We start from the raw sequence: 17,067 nt of genomic DNA, 5'->3' as shown, positions 1-17,067 counted from the left end.
TAGAAATTGCTGTACCGCTACTTTTGTTACATAAGCATTTTTAGATGAATAATTCTTTTATGATAATATAAATTCCCATTCCGAGAATAAACCACCCGAAAGCAGGTTTCAGTTTTTTTCCGTCAATTTTTTTTGAAAGTTGTGCGCCAATAATGATTCCGATGATGGCAATGGACGAAATGGTCGTCAAAAGTTTCCAGTCAATTTCTACATTTTTTGCTGATGAAAAAAAACCTATTAGAGAATTGAGAGCAATAATCACTAGAGAAGTGCCGATGGCAACTTTCATCGGTGTTTTAAGCAAATTAACAAGAGCCGGAATAATCATAAATCCACCACCAGCGCCGACAAGTCCGGTAAGAATTCCCACAACAGAACCTTCGCCTGCTGCCAAAAGTGTTTTGTTTTTATTAAAATTTACAGTTTGTAATTGTAATTCGGGGCTTTTCTGAATCATTTTATACGAAGCTAAAATCATTAAACCGGCAAAAAGGAGAAGCAGAAAAATATTCTTAGTCACCACAAAATTATTAATGCTGAAAACTTCATCAGGAATAAGTGGAACGAGATAATTTCGGGTAAGAAAAATGGAGATAATAGAAGGAATTCCAAACACGAAAACCGTTTTCAGATTAACCAGACCTTTTTTAAAGTAAGAAAAAGAGCCCACAACACTGCTGATTCCAACAATGAAAAGTGAATATTCAGTTGCCAAAAAAGCATCCAGACCAAAAAGATAGACCAATACGGGAACAGTAAGAATACTTCCGCCACCACCGATTAATCCTAAAGAAATCCCAATTAAAACGGCAGCGATATAGCCAAAAATTTCCATTTGCTTTTATTTTTGATACAAAATTGGAAATCCTGAAGAACGTGTACCGCTACTTTTGTTACATAAGAATAATTAATTTTCTGAAAGCGTGATTTTGTTTCGTCCCAGTTTTAATTTTCCTGCATCTTCAAGTTGTTTCAGAAGTCTGGAAACAACCACTCTTGCTGTTCCGAGTTCGTTGGCAAGCTGTTCGTGTGTAATAATAATGGTTTTTGAATCTAAATTTGACGATTTTTTATACAGTAAATTAAGAAGTCTTTCATCTACTTTTTTGAAGGCAATAGCGTTGATAATATCAAGTAATTCCTCAAAGCGTTTATGATACAGTCTGAAAATATAATCGAGCCATTCGGGATATTCTTTAATGAAAAGCGAAACTTTATCCACTGGTAAAAACAGAATTTCGGCATCTTCTACCACTTCCGCTTTGACGATGCTTTTCTCTTGGTGCATTCCGCCAAGAAAAGACATGATGCAACTTTCGCCCGCTTTGATGTAATACAGCAAAATCTCGCGACCGTCTTCTTCGGTTCGGATTACCTTTATCATTCCTTTCATCACAATAGGAATCGAGCGTATAGACGCATTTTCATCAAGAATTATTTCGCCTTCGTGATAAGTTTTTGTGATGCCGTTTTGGTAGAGCTTATCCAGCAAATCTTTTGAATTAGGAAATTCTTTTGATAAAACGGGGTTGTTCATTTTTTCGAATTAGAAAATAAAATTAGGTAAATTTCTATTAACAGAAATAAGAAATGACGCCAACTGTCTTATTATTTTTTATGAATTTATATTTCATCGACCGCTCTTGGAGAAGATACCGATTGCTTTTTTTAATATATCGCGTTCCAGTTCTGCATCTTTCAGCTTTTTTTCCAACTCATGAATCTTTTCCTGTTCGGCTGTCAGTTTTAAATTTCCATTCCCTGGAAAGCTGCCTTCCCCAAATTGGCTACGCCGAACCACTTCGTTAAGTTTCGTTGTACTCTTTACGCCATTTGTAAAGCAGCGTGACTGCGATTCCCAGCTCCCTTGCGAGTTCTGACACATTAGTTCGTTCTTTGCTTAGCTGAACAGCTTTGGTTTTAAAAGCAGGGTCGTAGATTTTTCTACCTCGTTTCATAAGGTAAAATTAAGGCTTTATGCTTAAATTTAACTGGACACTAAATTAGTACATCTAACTATTACTATCATTGTAATGTTTCATGTGGGTTTAGATATAATTCAGAAATTGTAAATAATTTATTTGTTGAAGAATTATCAAAATTTAGTTTTAATAATGGAATTGAAAAGATTTTGAAAACAATTCTTAAGCAAAATTTCGCAGTTGCTTCTAATGGTTTACATGATGACCGGAAACTCATACAAAATAAATTAAATACTATTGAACAACGAATTGAAAAAGCTAGAGATATGTTTATTGAAGATAAATTAGATGAAGAAGATTTTAGAAGTATTAAAATGAAATACAAAGGAGAATTAGAAAATCTTACATTTAAATTAAATTCTTTGAAAATTTCTTCAGAAAATGAAAATGTTGAACAAAAGATTGATCAGGCATTAAAGGCCATTACAAATATTTCTGAAAGGTATAAAAATGCAAATACTCTAGATAAGAAAGCGATTGTTGGTTTGATATATTCTGAAAAGTTAATCTTCGATGGAGAGAATTTTCAAACCACAAAAATTAACAGTTTAGCTAATTCTACATTCCTGATTAAGAAAGAATTAGTAAATTAAAAAAAACCGACAAAGAAGCAAAAAATCTTCTAATGTTGGTCTTGTGAACTTGACAGGACTCTATCTAAATCAAATCGTATCAGATATTAATAATATTTTGAGCGTCTTAAGTGGTATATAATTTTTACATCAATGAAAAATTAAAACTGAAATATATTTGTTTAGATCATAGATCGCGTAAAATTTGATCAACATTAAATTGGTGCTTAAAAGTTTATTATTGCCAATAATATTTTGATTTTATTAAATAGCATCTAGAATTACTAAAATAATTTCTAAAAAATCTTAGCTAAAGAATAAATTTAAATTGCGAACAAGAATTGTAAAGTTTTTTATAAGATGATATGTTTAAATAGACTTGATAATTATATATTCGCCTTCACATGAAGAAATAGTTATTTCTTAGTAAATTTCAAAATCTGGGAAGATTTTCCATCATTTATTCTAATATAATAGACCCCTGCTGAAAGTTTCTTAACATCAATATTTATTAAATCTGAGGTCAGGATTTTTCGTCCATTCAGATCATAGATTGTGCTGTCTACTTTTCCTTTTGACTTGATAGTCAGAATATTTGAAACAGGATTAGGATAAATGCTTATGCTGAATTTTCCACTGAAATTCTGCGCAGAAAGCATAGATTCTCCTCCCACAAGATAAAGTAGTGTATTCTCTGTCAGTTTTTTAACATTTTGATTATTCCCTCCTGGCGCATACCAGTCGTAGACTCCGGAACCATACCAGATAATTGTTCCGTCACTAGAGTTTCTAGGGTTGAATCTCGCTGCCTGAATTTCCGTTCCGTCACAATTTTCCAAAAGGATTTCTGCATTCAGAGTATTTTGGAATATTTGCCGTCTTTGTGCTAAGGTAGAGCCTGCGCCTCCTGCATCATCAAAGATTCTTCCCCAGTTAAGATTGTATTGAAGCGCTCTGTTTTTCTTTTCTGTTCCTGCACCAAGGAATTCGATGCTTTGCGAAGTATTGGTACAGCTTACTGAGTTGGTTGTGATTCCTGTAAGAAGGATAGATGTTGCCGATCCACTCCAGTTGGTTCCCCAGGCTCCGGCAGTGTTTGCTGGATTTGCCGCCGTGTCACCGAAAGATTGATTAGGCCTATATTCCCAAGGATTATTAAGTCCATCAAAAACACCAAAAACTTCCAATCCTTTTCCCGCAAAATTTCCTAAAAGCAATTTCTTTCCGGACTTATAAAACTGCTTGATTTTCCACATAAAATCATCTTCCAGCTGTCCGCATTGTCCGTTCCATTGGAATCCCGCTTCACTTAGAAGACAGTGTTTATCACCATTTCCTTCAACTGTTCCTCTAGGCCATTCGTTAAGTCTTTCGGTATAGGTGGCGCCATCACTTTGAATCCAAATAACATCATAGTTGCTGATGTCAGCACCTTCTGCAACATCTTGAAAAGAAAAATAATTCCCAGAGATGTTCCCAGAGTGTGCCGGAAGAAAAGTTTCCATAAACCAGACTGCCGCCGCTCTATCATCATCATAGGTTAATCCGTCGCTGGCTGTCGGGATATTGGTGTTATAAACATCAGCTTGTCCAATGAAAGCTATTTTTTTCATTTGTGCGTTTACATTCACAAACATTAGTCCTGCAAACAAACTTAGATAAAGTTTTCTCATAATTTTTTTACTTAAGGTTAATATTATTTTCTATTATTTTTATTCGTGTTGTTCCAAATGTATCGGCAAAGCAGGATTGCACATTTCACTTTTTGTTCAAATTGATTTGATTTTGTTTAATCAATTGATTTTCGCTACAGAACCTTTATTTACCTAATTTTTTGATAGTTGGGATGATGATGCTTTCGGTTTATTTTTTTACAACAATGTTACAACACTTATAAAATTGTAACCTTTTGATTTTATTAGATTAATGGCTTAATAGTCAATAAACATAAAATACTCTTACCAAAAATTGTACGTGTAAAACATCTTTATTAATATTGTGTTAATATGTCTACAAAGAAAATTTTTATCGCTCTTGGTTTTTCAAAGATTTCCGCAACATTACTTATATTGTTGATTCTTTCAGCTTGTAAGAATGATTCGGGAAAATCAGACAAAATCAATATCGGATTTTCGCAGGGTTTGGGCAATCATCCTTGGCGGCAGGCTATGAACCACGCAATGGAAATTCAGGCATCTCTGCATTCTGAGGGGCAATTGAGCATTAGCAAAGCGGAAGGTTCTGTCAAAAAACAGATTCAGGATATTCAGAAAATGATTGACAGCCGAGTAGATGTTATCATTATTTCGCCGATTGACCCCAATTCTCTTATTCCCGTAGTAGAAAAAGCCTTTGCAAAAAAAATTTCTGTGATTTTAGTGGATAGGAAAATCAATTCTGATAAATATGTCACTTATATCGGAGCAGATAATATAGAAATTGGAAAAGAAGCAGCCCAATATATTCTTTCTGACTCTAAAAATCTGAAAAAAATCATCGAAATAAAAGGCGACGACAATTCGTCCCCAACTGTGGAAAGAAGTTTAGGTTTTGAGCAAATCATTAAGAGTAATCCTAATACAGAGTTGATAAAAACCTTCCGAGGTCTTCCTGCAGAGGCTTTCAGAAAAACACTGGATTCGCTGGGAAATCAAAGCTTATACGTTTTTGCGTTTAATGATGAATTGGCTTCCCAGGCTTGGCAGGTGGCGAGAAATGCTGGCGTAGAAAATCAAATCAAATTTATTGGTGTGGATGGACTGAATACCAAAGATGGCGGAATACAGATGGTTCTGGATGGTAAACTGAATGCCACTTTACTTTATCCAACAGGCGGAGCAGAAGCCATAGAATCGGCTGTCAAAATCTACAACAGACAGTCCGTCCCCAAACGAATCAAACTCAGTACAACCATCATTGACAGGCTGAATGCCGAGATTATGCGAAATCAGTTTGATAAAATAATCGAGCAACAAGGTGTGATAGAAAATCAAGTGAATGCTGTGAAAAAGCAGACCGAACTGTATGCTTCCCAAAAAGAATTGTTCCGCTGGTCGGTTGTTTTGTTAATATTGATGTTTTGCCTCGTTGCTTATGCGATTTACCTGATTTATGCCATTAAAATTAAAAATAAACAACTCACTTTAACCAATGAAAGAATCACCATTCAGAGGAATCAGATTGAGATGATTGCCGATGAACTCAAGCAAAGTAACGAAGCGAGAGTGAACTTTTTTACAGGATTATCACACGAATTTAAAACGCCGATAACACTTATTCTGAGTTCTTTAGAATCACTAAAAGACACATTTAGAAGTAAAGGGACAAAGCCGTCTTACGAATTGGAGCTGATTAATAAAAATTCTAACCGCTTACTTCGTTTGGTAGATAATCTTTTGGATTTCAGGAAAATAGAAAATAAAACCTTCAATCTAAGGGTTTCCAAAACCAATATTTACGACTTTACTTATGGTATATTCAGAGATTTTGAAAATGAGGCCAAAAAAAGAAATATTAAGTTTGAAATTCATTCTGCCAACAAAAATCTTGAGCTTTATATCGACAGAAACTTGATGGATAAAGTATATTTTAACCTTTTGTCAAATGCTTTTAAGTTCACGCCGGACAACGGAAAAATTGAAATTACAATTCAGGAAAAAGGAAATCAGGCGGTTATCAGCTTCAAAGACAACGGTATAGGAATTCCGGAAAAAGAGATCAGCAATGTTTTCGAACCCTATTTTAAAGGTTCTAACAACCGGAAAAATAGTTCGGGAATTGGATTGCATTTGAGCCGTCAGTTTGTGGAACTTCACCTTGGAAAAATTGAAGTCAATTCTTTTCAGGGAACGGAATTTATCATCAGTCTTTACAAAGGAAACAAGCATTTCAATGAAGATCAGATGATAAAAGAACCGAGTGTTATGGATGCGGAAACGTTGGCAAAAGAAGATGTTTTTGGCGCGGTGGAAGAAGGAAGTTTTATACAGAATCAGGAAAATCCGGGTGATCGGTATTCTTTGCTTTTGGTGGAGGATAATTCGGAGTTGTCATTTTTCCTCAGCAATAAGCTTCAGACGGAATTTGATGTGATGGTTTCCGATGGTACGGATACGATTGATAAAGCGCTAAGCGAGATTCCCGACATTATTGTCTGCGATGTGAATCTTCCTGAAAAAAACGGATTTGAAATTTGCGAAATTCTGAAAAATGACCTCAGAACATCCCATATCCCGATCATTCTTCTCACAGCTTTGGACAATAAGGAATCTTATCTTCAGGGACTGAAATCCGGGGTTGATCTTTACCTTACCAAACCATTCAGCTATCCGATTCTGACACAGTCGCTGCGTTCATTGCTTTACAACCGCGAAAAGCTACGTTATTATTACACCAACAACATCGGAAGAATTGTGGACAGCAAATCCTTCGGAAGTATGGAGCAGACGTTCGTGAACAAATTGAATCAAATCATCAAAACCAATATTGACAATCCTGATTTTTCGGTGGAAAATCTTGCAGATTTACTGAATATTTCAAGAATTCAACTTTACAGGAAGATAAAGGCAATGTTTGATGTTAACGTAAGCGACTACATCAACAACATCCGTCTGGAACAGGCAAAATCGATGCTGCAAAATCCAGGACTTACGATTTCCGAAATTGCTTATAAAACCGGCTTTTCTTCCCCGAATTATTTCTCCACAGTTTTCAAAAACAAGTTTGGAGTTTCTCCGAATGTGTTTAGAAAGAGCGTTGGTGAGGAGTAATTGATCCTTGTATATCTTTTCTTTCCCGAATAGAGTATCAATATCCGAGCGAACGAAATATCGTTGTCAGTACTGATAAGACGTCGTTGTTTGGGTGAACAATGATGCATTGCCTGCTCGAAGTATTCATCTTATAAAAGCCAAAGCCGTAGTTTCCCAAAACCCACTCTCAAATTTCGGTCAATCTTCCCACACTAACATTCGTTCATACTTCTGAAAATCCTCATAATCCACGTAACATTTTTATACAACGATGTTACATTTTTGAAGCATCATTATCATATTTTAACATTATATTAATTTTAAACTTATGATTTTCAATTAATTAAAATTAGTTAACAAATAATTAACATTGACGAAATATTTTGTTACGTAATTAGACCTTCGCATTCCTGTCCCGGGATATATTAGCCACAAACAAAGTAATATTTTTCAATAGGAGAAATCGCTCTGATTTGTAAACACAAACATCAATGAAGAAAGAGCGATTCCATTTAATCAATAAAAATTAATAAATCTATATATGAATAAAATTTTGATGTGGTCTGTCACTGCGGCTTTGGCAGGATTTCTTTTCGGGTTTGATGTTGTGGTGATTTCCGGAGCCGATAAAAAACTACAGGCGCTTTGGCAGAGTTCAGACGCATTCCACGGTGCGGTAGTAATGGGAATGGCATTGTGGGGAACCGTTATCGGCGCCATTTTTGGCGGAATCCCAACCAATACATTCGGGCGGAAAAAAACACTTTTGGCAATCGGTATTTTATATGCACTTTCAGCAATCGGAACAGCGCTTTCCAATGATCCTTATATTTTCGCATTTTTCAGATTTATGGGAGGTTTGGGCGTTGGAGCATCTACCATTGCAGCGCCGGCTTATATTTCCGAAATCGCTCCTGCAAAAGATCGCGGAAGATTGGTTTCCTTGTATCAGTTCAATATTGTGCTGGGGATTTTGGTTGCCTTTTTATCCAATTATCTACTCAGCGGAATCGGAGATAACGATTGGAGATGGATGCTTGGTGTTCAGGCAATTCCGGCAAGTATCTACACCTTATGTGTAGTTATAATTCCGGAAAGCCCGAGATGGCTCGTTTCCAAAGGCAGAATAAATGAAGCCAAAAATGTAGTTAAAATCGTAAATCCAGATCAGGATTCTGACCTACTCATTTCTCAGATGGAAGACGATCACGCAGAAGCTCCAAAGGAAAATATCTTTATGAAAAAATATCGTTTTCCGCTGATGCTCGCTTTCCTTGTCGCATTTTTCAACCAGATGTCGGGCATCAACGCATTCTTGTATTACGCCCCAAGAATTTTTGGCGAGGCTGGATTGGGCGAGAAAACCGCATTGCTCAGCAGTATCGGGATTGGGATTGTGAATATGGTTTTCACTTTGGTTGGTGTAAATCTTATCGACAAGGTGGGCAGAAGAACTCTTATGTATATTGGTTCTATCGGCTATATCATTTCGTTGGGACTCGTTTCTATGGCATTTTATTTCCATTGGTCGGGTTTGGCGATTCCTGTATTTTTATTCTTGTTTATCGCTTCTCACGCCATCGGACAGGGAACGGTGATCTGGGTTTTTATCTCCGAGATTTTTCCGAATCATCTCCGTGCATCGGGACAGGCATTCGGGAGTTCTACGCACTGGGTTTTGGCAGCGATCATTCCATCCCTTATCCCGACATTATTTTCTACGATTGGCGCCGGAACGGTATTTCTGGTATTTACGATCGCAATGGTATTCCAGCTGTTATTTGTGATTTTTATGATGCCAGAGACAAAAGGCGTATCACTGGAAAAATTAAGCAAAACACTTACAAAAGAATAAACTTTTCAAAAATCTTCGAGAAAAAATAATCCAATGAAAAAAGTAATATCAAGTTTAATTGTCGCTTCTGTCTTTTTTTCGAATCTCCACGCTCAGTCGGATTCGCAGAAGGAAGAGCAGCTTTACCGCCCCAATTTCCATTTCAGCCCCAAAAAAGGCTGGATGAATGATCCGAACGGACTCTATTACAAAGACGGTGTTTATCACTTGTTCTTCCAGCATTATCCCGATGGAAACAAATGGGGACCGATGCATTGGGGACACGCCACAAGCAAAGACCTTGTCAAATGGGAAGAGCAGCCGATTGCACTTTACCCGGATGATTTAGGATACATTTTCTCAGGAAGTGCGGTGGTCGATAAAAACAATACTTCAGGTTTCGGGGATTCCAAAAATAATCCTGTCGTTGCAGTATACACATATCACAATCCCAACCGTGAAAAAGACGGTAAAATAGATGTAGAATCTCAGGGAATTGCTTACTCTTTGGATAATAGCAAGACTTGGACAAAATATAGTTCAAATCCTGTTCTTAAAAACCCGGGAATCCGTGATTTTCGTGATCCAAAGGTATTTTGGGACAGCAAAAGACAGCAATGGATTATGGTTTTGGCGGCTCAGGATAGAACACACTTTTACGCCTCAAAAAACCTGAAAGAATGGACGTTCCAATCCGAATTCGGGAAAGATCTGGGCGGTCACGGCGGCGTTTGGGAATGTCCTGATCTATTTCCGTTGAAAGTAGAAGGTACCAATGAAGAGAAATGGGTTTTGATCGTCAATATCAATCCAGGCGGACCGAATAATGGTTCTGCAGGACAATATTTTGTCGGTGATTTTGACGGAAAAACGTTTAAGATTGATGAACTTTTCACGAAACAGCTTCAGAAAGAAAAAGCAGCCTGGCTGGATTGGGGGAAAGACAATTATGCCAGTGTTTCATTTGATAATGTTCCGCAGGGAAAACGGGTGATTATCGGTTGGATGAGCAACTGGGAATATGCACAGGAAGTTCCTACGGAAGCGTGGAGAAGCAGTACAACAATGGCAAGGGAAGTTTCACTTAAAAAAACAAAAGACGGCTATATCCTTAAAAATATTCCGGTTGCCGGACTGAAAAATTATCAAGGGAAATCTATCAGGAAAAAAATAAATCTGAAAGCTGAAAATAAATTATTAAGTCTATCAGAAATTAACCTGACTAAAGCCGTTCTCGATTTAAATTTAAAGAAAATGACTGCCGGAACTTATAGTTTTTCCCTGAAAAATTCTTTAGGAGAAGAAGTCGTTTTTGGAATTGATAATAAAACAAAACAATTGTTCGTAGATCGTTCCAAATCAGGGAAAATAGGTTTTGGTAATCATTACGCAACGCCGGTTACCAAAGCACCATTGAATCAGATCTATCCTGAAGCAAAAATGAAACTGGTCATCGACAAGACTTCGATTGAAATCTTTTTTAACGACGGCGAAAAAGTACTGACAGAAATCTTCTTCCCGAACGAAAATTTATCAGAACTCACACTATCGACAGATACTAAAGGTAGCTCATTGAGCATCAATGCACATCAGCTTAACATCAAATAAAACTATATGATATGAAGAAATATAAAATTGCAGTCGCCTTTTGCCTTCTTCCTTTTTCCTACATTTTTGCACAGGAAATTGTGAAAGGAAAGGTGCTGTCTCCCAATCAGAAACCGTTGAGCGGCGTGACTGTCACTGTTTCAGAAACAGGTACTACTACAACAACTGATAGCAATGGAACATTTCAGATCAATGATTTGAAGAAAGGAAACACGCTCGTTTTTACCTATCCCGATTATACGACGAAAGAAGTGGTGGTAGACGAGAAAACTGTCCTCAATATTGTTCTTGCTGCGGATAAAGTGAAAAACATTGACGAGGTTGTAGTCACTGGATATACCAAGCAGAAAAAGGCGGATATCACCGGAGCAGTTTCCATCGTTGATATGAAAGATTTGAACAAGCAGGGCGAACCAAATCCAATCAAATCATTACAGGGAAGAGTCGCAGGTGTGAATATTTCTACTGATGGCTCGCCTTCTGGTGGAAGTACCAAAGTCCTTATTCGTGGTGTTGGAACACTGAACAATACCGACCCGCTTTATGTCATAGACGGTGTGCCAACAAAAGCAGGAATGCACGAGCTGAATCCGGGCGACATTGAAACAATGCAGGTACTGAAAGACGCTTCTTCCGCAAGTATTTATGGTTCCAGAGCGGCCAACGGTGTGATCATCATTACCACCAAAAAAGGGAAAAAAGGCAAGATGAGAATCGACCTGAATTATTATACTGCTTTTTCCCAATATGCAAAAAAAACACCTGTTCTCAACGCAAAACAGTTCGGGCAGGCGCTTTGGCAGGCTAATATCAATGACGGTCTTAATCCGAACAATAATAACCTGAGCTACAATTTTGACTGGGGCGTTCAGAACGGTGTTCCGACCTTGTACAACAGCTACGTCCCAGAATATCTGGATGCGGCAAAAACCATCAAATCGGCCAACACCAATTGGTATGATGAGGTTTCCCAGACCGGTGTTGCCAATTCTTTGGATGTTTCGGCTTCAAGTGCTTCGGACAAAGGTTCTGCCTTCTTCTCAATGGGTTATTATGACAATGACGGTATCGTAAAGCTGACCAATTTCAAAAGACTATCTGCCCGTGTGAACACTTCCTATAATTTTTTCGATGGTAAATTAAAAATCGGGGAAAATTTTACGTACAATAAAACCAACGAATTGATGGATCCTGGCGTTCTTGATCCGGCTTTGAGAGCATTGCCCATTATTCCTGTTCATACTGTGGACGGAATTGGGTGGGGCGGTCCGGTTGGTGGGATGAATGACCGTCAGAATCCTGTCCGTCTTTTGGAATATAACAAAGACAACGGCTACCGTTACCAGCGTTTTTTCGGAAATGTCTATGCCGAATTACAACCTGTGAAAAATTTGACATTGAAATCAAGTTTTGGTGTAGATTTTTCCAACTATTATAAAAGAATGTTACAGAGAAGCTATGTTTCTGGCTATCTTCAGAATAAAACCAACGCAGTGAACATCGACCAGTCCGATACGGAAAAATGGACCTGGACCAACACGGCTCAATACACCGCAAAAGCAGGTAATCACCACTTCGATTTGTTGGGCGGTATGGAAATGTATAAAGATACCTACAACAATACGTGGCTCAGAAAAGAAGGTTTTCTAATTGAAACACCAGATTATATGTATCCAGATGCCGGAACCGGCGATGCGTTCAATGGCGGAAGTTCTACTTATTATAGCTTGTTGTCTTACTTTGGAAAGTTTAATTATGATTATGACAACCGTTATTTATTCTCCGCAACAGTGCGTTATGATGGTTCGTCAAGATTTGGAAAGAACAACCGTTTCGGAACATTCCCTGCATTTTCGGCTGGATGGAGAATCAACAAAGAAGATTTTGCCGAAAAATGGATTCCCTTTTTCTCAGATTTAAGGCTGAGAGCAGGTTGGGGACAGACGGGAAATCAGGAAATCAGTAACTCTGCGGTGTATTCGCTTTACATTGCCAATTATGCGGGTGGAAATCCGACTTGGGCAACTTCTTACGGAACGGCTTATGATATTTCCGGTGTCGGAAGTGGTTTATTACCATCTGGATTTATTGCCACTCAAACTAAAAATGATGATTTGAGATGGGAAACCACCACACAAACCAATCTTGGTTTGGATTTCGGATTTTTCAATCAGAAACTGACGGGAAGCGTAGATGTTTATAAAAAAGACACCAAAGATATTCTCGTTTTACCTCCTTATCTGGGCGTAATTGGCGAAGGTGGAGATCGATGGATCAACGGTGCATCTATGGAAAATAAAGGAATTGAGGTTGCTTTAGGCTATGCAGATAAAACTTCCGGCGGATTTGGTTATGAGATTTCAGGAAATTTCTCTATGAACCGAAATGCCATCACCGAATTGCCTCAATCTGTTATCAACAATTATGGTGGGAATGGTACAACAGATAATATTCTCGGAAGACCAATCAACTCAATGTACGGTTATGTTGCCGATGGACTTTTCAGAACACAGTCCGAAGTGGATAATTCTGCCACACAGCCGGGAAAAGGACTGGGAAGAATCCGATATGCTGATTTGAATAATGATGGAATTATCGATGATAAAGACAGAACGTGGATTGGCAATCCTAATCCGGGATTTATGTACGGAATCAACCTTAATTTCTCCTACAAAAACTTCGATTTATCAACCTTCTGGCAAGGCATCAGCGATGTGGATGTCATCAATTCCAAAAAATACCAGACCGATTTCTGGAGCGTAGATGATGTGGGTTCCAACAAAGGAACGAGGTTGCTCAATGCGTGGTCGCCACAGAATTCAACTTCTGATATTCCGGCTCTTACAACAGTTGACAGTAATGCAGAATCCAGATTTTCATCCTATTATGTGGAGAACGGAAGTTATATGAAGTTGAGAGTTTTACAGCTGGGTTACAGCATTCCTAAAGACGTGTTGGAGCAATACAAGCTTACCAATTTCAGGATTTACATCAGTGCACAGAATCTTCTGACTATCAAATCCAAAAGTTTCACTGGTATCGATCCGGAAACGCCGGCCTTCGGTTATCCGCTACCATTGACGTTCAATTTTGGAGTTAATTTATCACTATAATATTTGAATAAAACGCTTGCAGATTTTCCTGATTTAACGGATTTAAAAATTAAAATCAGCGAGACTAAAAACTTTAATAATATCAAGACAATGAAAAAATATATAGTTCTAACAGTTGCCTGCACTTTCCTTTTGGTAACAGTTTCCTGCAACGATTTTTTGGATAATGAGCCAAGAGGCGTGCTTTCCGAAGCCGATGTGGTGACGCCACAGAATGTAGATGGTTTCGTTGTAGCGGCTTATGCTTCTATGGGAAATGACCACTACGACACGCCTTTCAGCCTTTGGCCTTATGGAAATGTGCGTTCGGATGATGCCTACAAAGGCGGAAGCGGAACCAATGATATTCAGGCATTTCACTTTTTTGAAATCTCCAATAATATCCGTTCAGATTTTGGTGAATTAGACCGTCTCTGGTATTTGAATTATGTCGGAATAGGACGATGCAACAAAGCGATTGCAGCACTTAATCAGTTAACTGATGCGCAATATCCAAATAAGCAGAAACGAATTGCTGAGATGAAATTCGTGAGAGGTCATTTTTATTTTTTGCTGAAAGAGCTTTTCAAATATGTGCCTTATGTGGATGAAAACACGCCGATTGAAGATTATCCTAAAATTTCCAACCGTGCGAAAACCGACCAGCAATTATGGGATGCCATTGCTTCCGATTTTGAATTTGCAGCGGCGAATCTCCCATCAACACAATCTGAAGTTGGAAGACCGAAGAAAAGTGCGGCGTTTGCCTATTTGGCAAAAGTTAGATTGTATCAGGCTTATGAGCAGGACGATAATTATACGGTGACCCAAATTAATATAGCAACGCTACAAAAATCCATTGATGCGGCTAATCAGGTGATCGGAAATTATACTCTGGAATCGGATTTTGGATATAATTTTCTCCCGGGAACACACGAAAACGGTCCGGAATCGGTTTTCTCCATTCAATATTCCGATAATGACGGAACGCTTTTCGGAAGACTGAATTATGGCGATGTATTATCTCTGCCGCAAGGTTTGGGATGTTGCGATTTTCACAAGCCTAGTCAGAATCTGGTGAATGCTTTCAAGACAACACCTCAAGGTTTGCCAATGTTCGACAATTATAATGACACGGATTTGAATTATAATCAGCTTAATAATTATAAAGTTGACCCCAGATTGTACCACACCGTTGCTTTGCCTGGATTACCGTGGAAATATGAGGAAAACAAAATCTATCAGGAAAGCTGGAACAGAAGTCCGGGAACTTATGGTTATTATGCTTCATTAAAGGAAAATGTACCTGTCGGATGTGGCTGTACAGTAAATGTTGACCCATTTTACGGCAACTCCAAAAACAGGATTATCATCCGCTATTCCGATGTGTTGTTGATGAAAGCCGAAGCATTAATTGAACTTGGACAAATCAATGAAGCTTTGCCACTCATCAATCAGGTGAGACAACGTGCAGCGAACAGCACAGTTTTGACAGGAAGTTATACATCGAACAATCTTATCAGCCAATATCAGCCGGGCGTCAACTGCACGTGGAATCAGGATTTTGCAAGAAAAGCGTTGCGATGGGAACGCAGAATGGAATTTGCGATGGAAGGAAGCCGTTTCTTCGACCTTGTGAGATGGGGAGTAGCGACAACAACGATGAACAGCTATTATTCTGCAGAAAAAACGAAAAGGTCTTACTATTCTCAGGCAGGATTTGACCACGGTATCGAAGAATATTGCCCGATTCCATTGGCTCAAATCAACTTTAGCCAAGGTGTTTATAAACAGAATAATGGTTATTAAAACTCGACAATATGAAAACAATTTTAAATAAATTTCAAACAACGCTGATGTTGCTGATTTCTGCAATATTGATTGTGTCTTGCGAAAGTGAGATGGAAGAAGGGTTGGTGACCGATGTTTCCGTGAATGTGTCTTCCTTTAAAGTGAACGGCGTTGCAGGAGAAATTGATAATCAAAATGATAAAATCACAGTTACACTACCGTATGGAACTGCTGTGAATGCCGTAACGCCAACCATTGAAATTCCGCAAGGTTCGGTAATTTCTCCGGCTTCGGGAACGGTGCAGAATTTTTCACAACCTATAAAATATAGAGTGAAAAATGGAAATATCTACAAAGATTATCTGGTAACAGTTCAGGCTCAGGTTCCGATTATCAGTTTTAAAATCAATGGATTATCGGCAACTATCAACCATTCCAGCAAAACGATTTCACTCACAATGCCGGAAGGAACTAATCTTACAGCCTTGCAACCGGTCATCGAAATAGCAACTGGCGTTAACATCAATCCTGCATCGGGAACTACGATTAATTTCAGCAGTCCTGTTCAGTTTACGGTTTCCAATGCGAATCTTACTGAAATCTATACGGCAAAAGTAACCACGCCGGTTTCGGGTCCAACCGTTGCATTTTTGGGAACAGCTTCCACCAGAACGGGATTGACCAACCCAGATGAAATCGCTGCTTCCGACTGGCTTTTCGGAAAATATTCCGGAGCAGTTTATGTTTCGATGAATGATATTTCTAACGGCACAGCCAATTTAACTGGAATTGATGTATTGTGGTGGCATTTTGATTCGGCAACCGCTTTACCGAACGATGCGCTGAATGCAAATGTGACTTCCAAAATCAAAACCTATTTGAATGCGGGCGGAAATATTCTATTAACTAGTTTTGCTGCTCAATATGTAGATGCTTTGGGAATTGTGCCTTCCGGAAAAGGCCCGAATAACGTTTTCGGAGATTTCTTACCGAATGGTTTTGTAGATGCGAACAACGATTGGGGAATTTCCTTCAAAGGAAACGAAACACACCCGGTTTTTGACGGACTGCAAACCTATGAATCCGGGAAAGCCAATTTTCTTCAGAAGGGAACATTCAGACTAAACCATACAGCTTGGTGGTTTTTACCAGAGTGGGGCGGTTACGTAAATGGCGCAGGCTGGCGCAATCAAACTGGCGGAAACAATCTTGCCAGCGAAGCTTGGGATAATACTTTAGACGGACGTGTTGCCGTGGCAGAATTTCCAGGCGGAACGGCCAATAAAAAATGCATTACCATCTCAATGGGCGCTTATGACTGGTATAACGAAACCTCGAACGGAACACCAAGCCAGCCGAACGGATTTTTGGATAACATCAAAAAAATAACGGAGAACAGTCTTAATTACCTTGTAACGCATTAAAATTAAAATCAGA

The 17,067-nt window shown here is 38.4% G+C and carries 11 protein-coding genes; 7 read left to right on the top strand and 4 right to left on the bottom strand.

From position 1 onward, the window contains the following. Positions 1-40: 40 nt before the first annotated feature. From RTY06_RS10180 to RTY06_RS10170, 3 genes are all read right to left on the bottom strand, one after another. The gene (locus RTY06_RS10180) at positions 41-835 is read right to left on the bottom strand and encodes a sulfite exporter TauE/SafE family protein (RefSeq protein WP_312824660.1); all 795 of its coding nucleotides are present in this window, start codon (positions 833-835) and stop codon (positions 41-43) included. A 72-nt stretch (positions 836-907) separates the two neighbouring features. Further along, positions 908-1,537, bottom strand: a complete 630-nt coding sequence (locus RTY06_RS10175; protein WP_312824659.1) for a Crp/Fnr family transcriptional regulator — start codon at positions 1,535-1,537, stop codon at positions 908-910. 268 nt (positions 1,538-1,805) lie between these two features. After that, positions 1,806-1,958 carry a transposase gene (locus RTY06_RS10170; protein ID WP_312824658.1) on the bottom strand — a complete coding sequence of 51 codons (153 nt, stop codon included), beginning with the start codon at positions 1,956-1,958 and terminating at the stop codon, positions 1,806-1,808. A 173-nt stretch (positions 1,959-2,131) separates the two neighbouring features. Here RTY06_RS10170 and RTY06_RS10165 point away from each other — a divergent pair, with 173 nt between their 5' ends. Then, entirely contained in the window at positions 2,132-2,575 is a 444-nt protein-coding gene (locus RTY06_RS10165) for a hypothetical protein (RefSeq protein ID WP_312824656.1), read from the top strand. A gap of 395 nt (positions 2,576-2,970) precedes the next feature. On the opposite strand, the gene RTY06_RS10160 is transcribed toward RTY06_RS10165, so the two are convergent. Continuing rightward, positions 2,971-4,227, bottom strand: coding sequence for a DUF4960 domain-containing protein (locus tag RTY06_RS10160; protein WP_312824654.1), 1,257 nt, complete (start codon positions 4,225-4,227; stop codon positions 2,971-2,973). A 333-nt stretch (positions 4,228-4,560) separates the two neighbouring features. On the opposite strand from RTY06_RS10160, the gene RTY06_RS10155 reads away from it, so the two are divergent. From RTY06_RS10155 to RTY06_RS10130, 6 genes are all read left to right on the top strand, one after another. Further along, positions 4,561-7,323: a substrate-binding domain-containing protein gene (locus tag RTY06_RS10155; protein WP_312824653.1), complete on the top strand. Its 2,763-nt coding sequence runs from the start codon at positions 4,561-4,563 to the stop codon at positions 7,321-7,323. 523 nt (positions 7,324-7,846) lie between these two features. After that, complete coding sequence (locus RTY06_RS10150; protein WP_312824652.1) at positions 7,847-9,160, top strand: sugar porter family MFS transporter; 1,314 nt, start codon at positions 7,847-7,849, stop codon at positions 9,158-9,160. 33 nt (positions 9,161-9,193) lie between these two features. Further along, entirely contained in the window at positions 9,194-10,747 is a 1,554-nt protein-coding gene (locus tag RTY06_RS10145) for a glycoside hydrolase family 32 protein (protein ID WP_312824650.1), read from the top strand. An 11-nt stretch (positions 10,748-10,758) separates the two neighbouring features. Continuing rightward, positions 10,759-13,860 carry a TonB-dependent receptor gene (locus RTY06_RS10140; protein ID WP_312824649.1) on the top strand — a complete coding sequence of 1,034 codons (3,102 nt, stop codon included), beginning with the start codon at positions 10,759-10,761 and terminating at the stop codon, positions 13,858-13,860. 90 nt (positions 13,861-13,950) lie between these two features. Further along, a complete protein-coding gene (locus RTY06_RS10135) occupies positions 13,951-15,648 on the top strand; it encodes a RagB/SusD family nutrient uptake outer membrane protein (RefSeq protein ID WP_312824648.1) in 1,698 nt (565 codons plus the stop codon). An 11-nt stretch (positions 15,649-15,659) separates the two neighbouring features. Continuing rightward, on the top strand, positions 15,660-17,054 hold the full coding sequence (locus RTY06_RS10130; protein ID WP_312824647.1) for a DUF4960 domain-containing protein: 1,395 nt from the start codon (positions 15,660-15,662) through the stop codon (positions 17,052-17,054). Positions 17,055-17,067: the final 13 nt, after the last annotated feature.

This window comes from Epilithonimonas sp., assembly GCF_032055105.1.
In the GTDB taxonomy this organism is placed as follows: Bacteria; Bacteroidota; Bacteroidia; order Flavobacteriales; family Weeksellaceae; genus Epilithonimonas.
This window is presented reverse-complemented; position numbering and strand designations above follow the sequence as displayed.